The 11,359-nt window shown below is 64.0% G+C and carries 11 protein-coding genes; 1 reads left to right on the top strand and 10 read right to left on the bottom strand.

Going from position 1 to position 11,359, the window contains the following annotated elements:
• Positions 1-29: 29 nt before the first annotated feature.
• Both nusA and rimP read right to left on the bottom strand, forming a co-directional pair.
• Positions 30-1,622, bottom strand: coding sequence for a transcription termination factor NusA (gene nusA / locus EN818_RS17230; RefSeq protein ID WP_095806555.1), 1,593 nt, complete (start codon positions 1,620-1,622; stop codon positions 30-32).
• Positions 1,623-1,668: 46 nt separating this feature from the next.
• Complete coding sequence (gene rimP, locus EN818_RS17225; RefSeq protein ID WP_095806556.1) at positions 1,669-2,301, bottom strand: ribosome maturation factor RimP; 633 nt, start codon at positions 2,299-2,301, stop codon at positions 1,669-1,671.
• Between the two features lie 285 nt (positions 2,302-2,586).
• Between rimP and EN818_RS32720 the strand changes: the two genes are divergently transcribed.
• A complete protein-coding gene (locus EN818_RS32720) occupies positions 2,587-2,748 on the top strand; it encodes a hypothetical protein (RefSeq protein WP_095806557.1) in 162 nt (53 codons plus the stop codon).
• 17 nt (positions 2,749-2,765) lie between these two features.
• Here the strand turns inward: EN818_RS32720 and EN818_RS17220 are convergent, their stop codons facing one another.
• The 8 genes from EN818_RS17220 to miaB all read right to left on the bottom strand — a co-directional run bounded on the left by EN818_RS17220 (position 2,766) and on the right by miaB (position 11,331).
• Positions 2,766-3,467, bottom strand: coding sequence for a tRNA (guanosine(46)-N(7))-methyltransferase TrmB (locus EN818_RS17220; protein ID WP_095806558.1), 702 nt, complete (start codon positions 3,465-3,467; stop codon positions 2,766-2,768).
• 5 nt (positions 3,468-3,472) lie between these two features.
• On the bottom strand, positions 3,473-4,738 hold the full coding sequence (metK, locus tag EN818_RS17215) for a methionine adenosyltransferase (protein ID WP_095806559.1): 1,266 nt from the start codon (positions 4,736-4,738) through the stop codon (positions 3,473-3,475).
• 165 nt (positions 4,739-4,903) lie between these two features.
• Positions 4,904-5,323, bottom strand: a complete 420-nt coding sequence (locus EN818_RS17210) for a helix-turn-helix transcriptional regulator (protein WP_095806560.1) — start codon at positions 5,321-5,323, stop codon at positions 4,904-4,906.
• Positions 5,324-5,463: 140 nt separating this feature from the next.
• Complete coding sequence (gene lnt, locus EN818_RS17205; protein ID WP_095806779.1) at positions 5,464-7,053, bottom strand: apolipoprotein N-acyltransferase; 1,590 nt, start codon at positions 7,051-7,053, stop codon at positions 5,464-5,466.
• A 109-nt stretch (positions 7,054-7,162) separates the two neighbouring features.
• A complete protein-coding gene (locus EN818_RS17200) occupies positions 7,163-8,236 on the bottom strand; it encodes a hemolysin family protein (RefSeq protein WP_095806561.1) in 1,074 nt (357 codons plus the stop codon).
• A 28-nt stretch (positions 8,237-8,264) separates the two neighbouring features.
• Entirely contained in the window at positions 8,265-8,762 is a 498-nt protein-coding gene (ybeY, locus tag EN818_RS17195) for an rRNA maturation RNase YbeY (protein ID WP_095806562.1), read from the bottom strand.
• 12 nt (positions 8,763-8,774) lie between these two features.
• Positions 8,775-9,824, bottom strand: a complete 1,050-nt coding sequence (locus EN818_RS17190) for a PhoH family protein (protein ID WP_095806563.1) — start codon at positions 9,822-9,824, stop codon at positions 8,775-8,777.
• A 79-nt stretch (positions 9,825-9,903) separates the two neighbouring features.
• Positions 9,904-11,331 carry a tRNA (N6-isopentenyl adenosine(37)-C2)-methylthiotransferase MiaB gene (miaB, locus tag EN818_RS17185; protein WP_095806564.1) on the bottom strand — a complete coding sequence of 476 codons (1,428 nt, stop codon included), beginning with the start codon at positions 11,329-11,331 and terminating at the stop codon, positions 9,904-9,906.
• Between the last annotated feature and the right edge of the window lie 28 nt (positions 11,332-11,359).

The following is an 11,359-nucleotide window of genomic DNA, read 5'->3' as shown; positions in this document are numbered from 1 at the left end:
GTTCCCGGGCGTTGTGATGCGGGTTCACCTCACGCACCGACGGTTTCGCCAGCCGCTTCCTGAGCGGCCAGTTCTTCCTCGGAGATCCAGCCGGCCTTCCTACGGGCAGCCAGCACCATCTGCTCGGCATCGGCACGCGAAACGCCGTGATCGGCAAGCACCCCGGGATATACCTTGGTCTCGCCGTCCTTGCGCTCCTTCCAGCCGATCAGGTCGTCGGCCGCGTAGCCGGCGAAGTCCTCGATCGTCTTCACGCCATCCTCGCCAAGCGTCACCATCATGGCGGTGGTGATACCGGGAATCTCGCGCAGCTCGTCCTCGACGCCGAGAGCCTTGCGCTTCTGATCGTGCTCGGCCTCGATCTTCTCGAGATATTCGCGGGCGCGCGACTGGATTTCGGAAGCGGTGTCCTCGTCGAAGCCGTCGATAGAGGAGATTTCGCCCGAGTCGACATAGGCGACCTCCTCGACGCTGGTGAAGCCTTCGGAGGCAAGCACCTGGCCGACCATCTCGTCGACGTCGAGGGCTTCCATGAAGAGCGCCGAACGCTCGACGAATTCCTTCTGGCGACGCTCGCTCTCTTCCTGCTCGGTCAGAATGTCGATGTCCCACCCGGTGAGCTGCGAGGCAAGGCGCACGTTCTGGCCGCGACGTCCGATCGCCAGCGACAGCTGGTCGTCCGGAACCACCACCTCGATGCGCTCCGCGTCCTCGTCCAGCACCACCTTGGCGACTTCCGCCGGCTGCAGCGCATTGACGATGAAGGAAGCCGCCGAAGGCGACCACGGGATGATGTCAATCTTCTCGCCCTGGAGCTCGCCGACCACCGCCTGGACGCGGCTGCCGCGCATGCCGACGCAGGCGCCGACCGGGTCGATGGAAGAATCGCGCGAGATGACGGCGATCTTGGCACGGGAGCCCGGATCGCGGGCGACAGACTTGATCTCGATGATGCCGTCGTAGATTTCCGGCACTTCCATGGTGAAGAGCTTGGCCATGAACTGCGGATGGGTGCGCGACAGGAAGATCTGCGGGCCGCGCTGCTCGCGGCGCACGTCGTAGACATAGGCGCGGACGCGGTCGCCATATTTGTAGTTTTCGCGCGGGATCAGCTCGTCGCGACGGATGATCGCCTCGCCACGGCCGAGGTCGACGATGACGTTGCCGTATTCGACGCGCTTGACAGTGCCGTTGACGATCTCGCCGATGCGGTCCTTGTACTCATCATACTGGCGGTCGCGCTCGGCCTCGCGCACCTTCTGGACGATGACCTGCTTGGCCGACTGGGCGGCGATGCGGCCGAAATCCATCGGCGGCAGCTGTTCGGCGATGAAATCGCCGATCTGGGCATCGGGGTTGCGCTCGCGTGCCGTCGAAAGGGCGATCTGGGTCGCATAGTCCTCGACCTTCTCGACCACTTCCATCAGCCGCTGCAGCTTCATCTCGCCGGTGTTGGGATTGATATCGGCGCGGATGTTGGTCTCCTGGCCGTAACGCGAGCGCGCCGCCTTCTGGATCGCATCGGCCATAGCGGCGATGACGATCTGCTTGTCGATCGACTTTTCACGCGCGACCGCATCGGCGATCTGCAGCAGTTCGAGCCTGTTGGCGCTTACAACCATTGTCTTTCTCCCGACTTCGCTTCGGGCCAGCGGCCCGGAAACTCAATCAACTTTCCTGTTCGATTTCGTTTTCTTCACCGGCTGCGGCATCTTCGGCCTCGCCCCGGCGCTTTTTTGCTTCCTTGCGTGCCCTGTTGTCCTTCGACAGGGCGTCGCGGATCAGGTCGTCGGTCAGCACCAGGCGCGCCTCGGCAATCGCATCGTAGGGCACGCGCACCCTCGGCTCCTCGCCATAGGCTGCCTTGTCGCGCTCCAGCAGGATGCCTTCGGCGTCGGCCTCGGCGATCTTGCCCTTGAAGCGTTTGCGATCGCCGACAAGGACCGACGTCTCCAACTTGACCAGATGGCCGGTCCACGTGGCGAAATCCGACTTGCGCACCAGCGGCCGGTCGATGCCCGGCGACGACACTTCGAGATGATACGCCTTTTCGATCGGATCCTCGACATCCAGCGCCGGCGACACCGCGCGGCTGACCTCTTCGCAATCCTCGACGGTCATCGTGCCGTCCTCGCGCTCGGCCATGATCTGCAGCGTCAGCCCGTTCTGGCCGGTCAGTTGCACCCTGACGAGCCGGAAGCCGACGGCGCGCAGAACCGGCTGCACGATCAGCGCAATGCGCGCATCGATGCCGCTTTCGCGGATGATACGGTCGTCGGCCTCGCCTGCCGCTGCAGTCATCGGATCCCTGTCGCTTTGTCGCTCCGGCCGGCAGGTAATAAAAAAGAGCGGGACCGGGTGGACCCACTCTTCGTCATACCGACCAAGAATTTGCGGCTGATATAGACGATCCGCGCCTGGGTTTCAAGTCTGCTGGTAACCTCAGTCACACCGCAGCCGGACGAGCCTTGCTTGCTGAGCATAGGGGCTATGCGACATCGGACCTGGATTGCCGCCTGCCAGCACCCATCTACGTTGCGACGTTAAGAAGAAAGGGCGCGCGATGGCGCGCGAAAGGTATCAGTCATGGAACGCGGATTGTTTTTCGTCGTCGGGGACTTGCTCGCCAAGTTCGGCAGCGCCGCATCGGCATCGCAGGCCGTCGAGGCAGGACGCCAGCCACGCCGCCGCGACCTGAAGAAGCTCGGCATCGACCCGACCGCTTTCGAACGAATCCGCCGCTTCTGAGCCGGCGATAGCCAGCCCTACTTCCGGATGAAAGTAAGATAGGCGGGACGTCGGCCCTCGCGTAGGGCCTTTGCCTCATAGCGCGTGCCCGACCAGCCCTGGTAGGGTCGGTGCCAGTCGGAAGCCTCATTGGCCTGCCAAAGAAATGCGCCACTGGCGCGGCAGGCGAGCAGCGTCCAGTTCACATAGCTGTCGATATCCGACGCAAAGCGGAACCGGCCGCCCGCTTTGAGCACCCGGGCGAACCGGTCGAGATTGGCGGGGCTGACGAAGCGGCGCTTCCAGTGCTTCTTCTTCGGCCAGGGATCGGGATAAAGCAGGTCGATGCCGTCGAGCGAAGCTTGCGGCAGCCAGTCGAGCAGACGCGTGGCGTCGTCGTCATAGACCCTGAGATTGCCAAGCGGCCGCGCGGTGAGCGCCGTCATCATCTTGGCCATGCCGTTGACGAAAGGCTCGACGCCGATGAAGCCGGTTGCCGGCGCTTCCAGGGCGCGGTGCAGCAGGTGCTCGCCGCCGCCGAAACCGATTTCCAGCTGGAGCGCCGAAACGTCTACCTTGAACAGTGTTTTGAGATCGGCCGGCGCCGCGGCGGCCAGGTCAAGCCGGTAGGCGCGCAGGCCGCTTTCAAGCGCGATCGCCTGCTGCGGCCGAATGGTCTTGCCGTGCCGTCGACCGAAGAAAGCTTCGGTCGAGCGGCGCGGCCGGTCCTTGTCTTCCACGGATATCAGGCGGCGACGGCGTCCTTGAGCGCCTTGGCGAGATCGGTCTTCTCCCAGGAGAAAGATCCGTCGCGGCCGGCCTTGCGGCCGAAATGACCGTAGGACGAGGTCTTGGCGTAGATCGGCTTGTTGAGGTCGAGGTGACGGCGAATGCCGGATGGAGACAGGTCCATGACCTCGCGCAGGGCCTGCTCGAGCTTGGCCTCCTCGACCTTGCCGGTGCCATGCAGATCGACATACACCGACAGCGGCTGGGCAACGCCGATCGCGTAGGACAGCTGGATCGTGCAGCGGTCGGCTAGCTTGGCGGCGACCACGTTCTTGGCGAGGTAGCGCGCCGCATAGGCGGCCGAGCGGTCGACCTTGGTGGTGTCCTTGCCGGAGAAGGCTCCGCCGCCGTGGGGCGCGGCGCCGCCATAGGTGTCGACGATGATCTTGCGCCCGGTGAGCCCAGCGTCGCCATCGGGTCCGCCGATGACGAACTTGCCGGTCGGATTGATGTACCAGTTGCAGTCATCGGCGATCCTGAGGTCGCCCAGCGCCTCGCGGATATAGGGCTCGACGACCTTGCGAACCTTCTTGGAATCCCAGTTCGAGTCGAGATGCTGGGTGGAAAGCACGATCTGCGTCACTTCCGAAGCCTTGCCGTCGACATAGCGCACGGTGACCTGGCTCTTGGCGTCAGGACCGAGCTTGCCGGCTTCGCCGTTGTTTTCATGGCGCGCGGTGGCCAGCAATTCGAGGATCTTGTGGCTGTAGTAGATCGGCGCCGGCATCAGATCGGGCGTTTCGCGGCAGGCATAGCCGAACATGATGCCCTGATCGCCGGCGCCTTCCTCGCCCTGCCGGTCGGCGGCATTGTCGACACCCTGGCCGATGTCGGGCGATTGACCGTGCAGCAGCACCTCGATCTTGGCGGTCTTCCAGTGGAAGCCGGCCTGCTCGTAGCCGATCTCGCGGATCGCCTTGCGGGCGACCGACTTGAACTTGGCGGGGTTGACGACAGGGTGACCCGCAGCGTCCTTGAGGATGTTGCCGGCCTTGTCCTTCTTCAGCAGCGTCTCGGGAACTCTGACCTCGCCGGCAATGACGACGCGGTTGGTGGTGGCCAGCGTCTCGCAGGCGACGCGCACCTTCCACGGGTCCATGCCCGTCTTCTTGGCTTCGCGGTAGACCAGATCGACGATCTCGTCGGAGATGCGGTCACAGACTTTGTCGGGATGGCCCTCGGCAACGGATTCCGAGGTGAAGAGATAGTTCTGCCGCGTCACGGGTGTCCCCTCTTGAAAAGATCGGCAAGCCTGCCGATTTTGGCGCGCCACGTGTTAGCGGTGCCGGGCGGCGCTCGTCAAGCGGCGCGACGGATCTGGCATGAATGTCAGCACAGTTGCCTTGTGCCACCGGCGGTAGAATGCCGCCGGAGCCACAAAAGCCGATCAGTCGGAATCGTCGGCGGAAAGCGATTTCACCAGATCGATTATTCGACGGCGCACCTTGACGTCGGGTATCTTGACGAAGGCGCGGTTGAGCTGAAGCCCCTCCGGACTGCCGCAGAATTCGATGGCGAACGCCATCGATGCATCCTCGGCAAATCCTCGATTGCCCGCGGTCTCCTGGCCCGGGGCATCCTCGAAGAAGAAGGCGACGGGAACACTCAAAATCGAGGCGATCGCCTGCAAACGGCTGGCGCCGACCCGGTTCGTCCCCTTTTCGTACTTCTGGATCTGCTGAAACGTGATGCCGAGATTTTCACCCAGCTTTTCCTGGCTCATTCCAAGCATATTGCGGCGAAGCCGGATACGACTCCCGACATGGATGTCGATCGGATTCGGCTTCTTCTTGTTCTCTTCTGTCATTTTTTTCCTCGCCGAATTTTTCCGGCTTTTTCTATTTTGTTTGCCTAAACGAAGCCGGAGCCAACTGCCCCAACAGCCCCCTCCATCCGACTTCGAGAAAATTTTAGGCGTTACAGTATGAGTTTCTAATGTGCCGACTGTCAATTGACCCGTAGCCGCTGCCTTACGCTGAATGCGACGGCCGTCAGGGCAAAAAGCAACATGATCAGCAATCCGTTAATGCGCCTCTGGCGGGCGGACAAAAACGCCTGATTGGAAACCGGCACGTGCGCATCGATGGCGCCGCGCGCGTCGACCGCGAGCGCGTCGACAATGCGCCCGCGCGGATCGACAACGGCCGAGATGCCATTGTTGCCTGCACGCAATAAGGGCAACCCATTTTCCACCGCACGAACCTGCGCCTGCCTGAAGTGCTGATACGGTCCTGGAGTGTCGCCAAACCAGGCGTCGTTGGTGACGTTGACGATGAGGTCGGCCGACGCAGCATCATCCGACACGAGGTCGGGAAAAATGACCTCGTAGCAGATGAAGGGGACGGCACGCAGGCCATTCGGCAGCATGATGGCATGACGTTCGTTGCCGGCCGCGAAATTCATCGGCCCGGCAACCAGCTGGCCAACGCCGAAACGGCTGAAGAGGTCGGCGAAAGGCAGGTATTCGCCGAACGGCACCAGATGCACCTTGTCGACCGCGTCGGCGATCTCGCCCTTGTCGTTGATCGCCACCACCGAGTTGTAATAGCGGCTGCCGGCATTCCCCGAACCGCCCTCCTCGCGCACCACGCCGGCGATCAGCATCTGGCCATCGCCCAGCATGTCGCCGATGGCCTTCAGCGCATCCGGGCGCTCGGTGAACAGAAACGGCACCGAGGTCTCCGGCCACAGGATCAACTGCGGCCTGGCATGACCCTGCTCCGGCGCCTTTGCCGATATGCCCAGCAGGGTGGCGAAGATGCGGTCGCGCACCGAGGCGTCCCATTTCTCGCCGAGATCGACGGCGGGCTGAACGATGCGAACAACGACCGCACGGGTTTGCGGCTTGGGCGGAGCGGCAAGCCTGACATAGCCGAAGCCGACATGGCCGGCGACGAGGATCGCAAGAAGAGCCGCGCCAAGCTTGAGGTGGCGGCGCGCGGCGACAAGCGCCGGGAGGGAAAAGACGAAGACCGCGAGGGTGTTCATGCCGATCATGCCGGTCACCGACACGCTCTGCATCAGCAGCGGCACGGGCATCGCGGCGTAGCCGACGGCGTTCCACGGAAAGCCGGTGAAGAGGACGTCGCGCAGCCATTCGGCAAGGCCGAAGCCGAAGGCCAGCGCGGCGATGCGGCCGATGTCGCTAGTCCAGAAAAGCCGGGCGACGACCGTCGCGAAGCCATAAAAGAAGGCGAGCGCGAACGGGATGCCGACCACGGCAAAGGGCAGCGCCCAGGCAAAACTGTCGGCCTCGACCAGCAGCGCCTGGCCTATCCACCACAGGCCGGCGAGGAAATAGCCGAAGCCGAACCACCAGCCGGTGGCGAAGGCCGGCCGAAGCCGGCGCAGCCAGCCGTCGGAGGCTTCGCCGGTCGCGCCGTCCAGCAGCCAGACCAGGACCGGAAACGAGACGAAGCAGACGGCGAAGAAGTCGTAGGGGGCCTGGGCGAGGACCGCGAGCGCACCGGCAAGAAACGCCAGCAGGGCCCGCCGCCACCCCCACAGCAGAATTATCCGGCCGGCAAAGCGCTGCATATAGCTTCCCAAGTCGCGCGAATCAGGGAGCCAAAGATGTAACAGGCCGCGCCGCATGCTCCAAATGACGGTGCTTTGAAATCAGCAGATCCTAGAGACCGGACACGCCTCAGGCCTGCTCGGCGCGGGCGGCGCGGCGGCGGCGCTCGCCTTTCTGGCTCTGCACGATCCGCACGCGCTTGACGCGGCGCGGATCGGCGTCGAGGACATGGAACTCGAAGCCAGGTATGGCCTGCACGACTTCGCCCCTGGCGGGGACGCGGCCGAGCGTGTTGAAGATCATGCCGCCGATGGTGTCGACATATTCGCCATGCTCGCCGGCGGTAAAATCTTCGCCGATCATCTTGGCGACCTCGTCGATCTCGGCCTTGCCGTCGACGACGAAGACGCCCTCGCCGGCCTGGGTGACCATCGGCTCGTCGTCATCGTGCTCGTCCTCGATGTCGCCGACCACCATCTCGACGATGTCTTCCAGCGAGGCCAATCCGTCGGTGCCGCCATATTCGTCGATGACCAGCGCCATCTGGGTGCGCGTCGTCTGCATGCGGCCCATCAGGTCGGAGGCAAGCATCGAGGGCGGGACGAACAGCACCGGGCGGATCAGGTCGAGATCGCCGATGGTGCGCGCGAGGTCGACCTGGGCGAGATCGAGCGCGGCCGGCGCCGGAGCCTTCCTGCTGGCGCGGCCTTTCTTGACCCGGGCGACCTTGGTGATGTGGGCCAGCACGTCGCGGATGTGCACCATGCCGCGCGGATCGTCCAGCGTCTCGGAATAGACCGGCATGCGGGAGTGGCCGGATTGTTCGAACAGGCCAAGCAGATCGCCAAGCTTGGTGGTGATCTCGACCGCCTCGATATCGGCGCGCGGCACCATCACATCTTCGACGCGCACCTCGCGCAGGCGCAGGATGTTGTTGAGCATGGCGCGTTCGCCGGGCGAGAAGGACTCGGCATCGCTCGCCGTCTCGGCGAGCGCGCCGGCGATCTCCTCGCGCAGGTTGGTGCCGTTGCGGTGCCGGAACAGGCCGAGCACTCGATCGAAGAGTGACGGACCGGCATGCGAAGGCTCGACGGCCACGCTGCCGGTCAAAATACTCGGACTGGAGCCCTCTTCCGACTTTTCGGAAGGCTTGGTCGCACTGCCGGCGTCCGGACGGGCGGCAGTTTCTGGTTTATCGTTCATCGTCTTTCGGTCAATTGGCCTTTTTTTGTTACGCGTAGGGATCGGGAATGGCAAGCCTTGCAAGCGCCGCTCGCTCTATCGCCTCCATCTCCTCCGCCTCGGCGTCGGTCTCGTGATCATGGCCCAGAAGATGCAGCAGGCCATGGATGACGAGATGGGTGATATGGTTCTCGAGCGGCTTTGCTTCCAGTGCGGCCTCACGGGCCACGGTCTCGGAGGCGAGCACGATGTCGCCCAGCATCGGCGGCAGCTTGCCGCCTTTCGGGAACGGAAAAGCAGGGAAAGACAAGACGTTGGTCGGCTTGTCCTTGCGGCGCCATGCGGCGTTGAGGGTCCGGATATGAGCATCGTCGGAAAAAACGATGCTGAGCTCCGAGCTGCCGTCCGCGCCGGTCTCGGCAAAGGCGCTCTCGACGGCGCGATCGACCAGGCGCGTCAGCTCGCCTTCGGCGGGCCAGTCGCCGGCCTCGACAAAAATATCTATGTCGACGGGCATTGCGCCGGCGTTTCTCGTCTCTTCAGCCATGCGGCCTTTTGATCAGCTTTCCGCGCCCAGCCCCCTGGCGAGCTTGCCGTCGCGGTCATAGGCCTTGACGATCTCGGCGACCAGCGGATGCCGCACCACGTCGCCCTCGCTGAAGCGGACCGTGACGATGCCGGGGACGCCGTCGAGGATGCGCAGCGCCTCGACAAGGCCGGACTTGGTGTTGGGCGGCAGGTCGATCTGCGTCGGATCGCCGGTGACGATCATGCGCGAATTCTCGCCGAGACGGGTCAGGAACATCTTCATCTGCATCGGCGTGGTGTTCTGCGCCTCGTCGAGGATCACCGCCGCGTGGGCCAGCGTGCGGCCGCGCATGAACGCTAAAGGCGCGATCTCGATCACCTCGGCGGCGATCGCCCGTTCCACCTTGTCGGCCGGCATCATGTCGTAAAGCGCGTCGTAGAGGGGCCTCAGATAGGGATCGACCTTCTCCTTCATGTCGCCGGGCAGGAAGCCCAGCCGCTCGCCCGCTTCGACCGCCGGGCGCGACAGCACGATGCGCTCGACCATGCCGCGCTCGAGCAGCATCGCCGCGTGCGCCACTGCCAGATAGGTCTTGCCGGTGCCGGCGGGACCGATGCCGAAGACCATTTCGGAGCGCTCCAGGGCCCGCATATAGGCGTCCTGGTTGAGCGAGCGGGCGTAGATCGTCTTCTTGCGCGTCGCGATCTGGGCGGCCGAGACTTTGCCCTTGCGCTCCATCGTCGGCAGGGTCAGCTGATCGTCGGCGGCGATCGCCATGCGCACGGCGCCATCGACGTCGGACTGGCCGATGTCGACGCCCTTCTGCAGAATGCCGTAGAGCGTATCCAGCGTCCGGCGCGCCTGCTCGGCGGCGGAGGCCGTGCCCTTGATGTTGAGCTGGTTGCCGCGCGAGCGGATGTCGACGCCGAGCTTCTGCTCGATCCTGGCCAGATTCTCGTCAAACTGGCCGTAAAGGGCGCTGGCAAGCCTGTTGTTGTCGAAGGTGAGAACGATGTGCGCCATGTCGGAAGCCCCGGATGCCTGGTTCGGGGTCACGTTCTTCAGTTCAGCAGCGCTCAACCGTCTCTCCTCATCTGCCGAGGCTTGCGGCTATGCACGTCGTTGCCCCAAAACCGCGAGCACTTTAGTGCGACATGCATCAGGCCAACTCGGCGAACAGGCTATTGTAGCCCGTCCTTGTGATTCGTACGTTGATAATGTCACCGATTTCGCCGGCCTTTTCATCAACAATAACCGGCTGGAGCCAGGGCGAACGACCGACCTTCTGGCCGGCCTGGCGGCCCGGTTTCTCGATCAGCGTACCGATGGTCTTGCCGACTAGGCCGTGGGCGAAATCCTGCTGCTGCTTCAACAGCAGAGTCTGCAGACGCTGCAGCCGCTCGTCCTTCACCGCCTCCGGCACATGGCCGTCCATTTCGGCCCCAGGCGTGCCTGGGCGCGACGAATATTTGAACGAGAAGCCCGAGGCGTAGTTCACGTCGCGCACCAGTTGCAGCGTCGCCTCGAAATCCTGCTCCGTCTCGCCGGGAAAGCCGACGATGAAATCGCCCGACATGGCGATGTCGGCGCGGGCAGCGCGGATGCGCTCGATGAGCGCCAGGTAGTGGCGGGACGTGTGCCTGCGGTTCATCGCCTTCAGGATCCGGTCAGAACCAGACTGTACCGGCAAATGCAGATAGGGCATCAAGGCCGGCAGGTCACGGTGCGCGGCGATCAATTCGTCGTCCATGTCGCGCGGATGGCTGGTCGTGTAGCGCAGCCGTGCCAAGCCGGGGATCTCGGCCAGCCGAAAGAGCAGTCGGCCGAGACCCCATTCCTGGCCATTTTCGCCTTCGCCGTGCCAGGCGTTGACGTTTTGGCCGAGCAGCGTGACCTCGCGCACACCGGCCTCGGCCAGCCGCTCGGCTTCCGCGACGATCTGCGCCACCGGCCGCGAGACTTCCGAGCCGCGGGTATAGGGCACGACGCAGAAGGTGCAGAACTTGTCGCAGCCTTCCTGAACGGTGAGGAAGGCGGTGACGCCGCGCTTTGCCACCGCCGCACGCTTCGGCTGCGGCAGGTGCTCGAACTTGTCCTCGACGGCATAGTCGGTCTCGACGATCTTCTGGCCGCTGCGCACCCTGGCCAGCACGTCCGGCAGCCGGTGGTAAGTCTGCGGGCCGATCACGAGATCGACAGCGGGAGCCCGACGGATGATCTCGGCGCCCTCGGCCTGTGCCACGCAGCCGGCGACGCCGATCAAAAGCTCGCGGCCCGTCTCGGCGCGCTCGGCTTTCATGTCACGGATCCGGCCGAGCTCGGAATAGACCTTTTCCGCCGCCTTCTCGCGGATATGGCAGGTGTTGAGCAGCACCAGATCGGCGTCGTCGACCACATCGGTGGCGACATAGCCGTCGGCGGCCAGCGCATCGGTCATGCGCTGGGAATCGTAGACATTCATCTGGCAGCCATAGGTCTTGACGAAGACCTTCTTTGCCGTGGCGGCGGTCTTTGCCGTGGCGGTGGGCCTGACTGAGGCGTCCTGGCCGGTGCCGATGTCGTCGCGTTCTATCGTATTGAAGTCCATTTCGCGGCTTCTAACGCCTTTCGGCGAC

Source organism: Mesorhizobium sp. M3A.F.Ca.ET.175.01.1.1, from assembly GCF_004791945.1.
Lineage (GTDB): Bacteria > Pseudomonadota > Alphaproteobacteria > Rhizobiales > Rhizobiaceae > Mesorhizobium.
The sequence above is the reverse complement of the archived record's forward strand: the minus strand, read 5'-3'. Positions and strand labels throughout refer to the sequence as shown.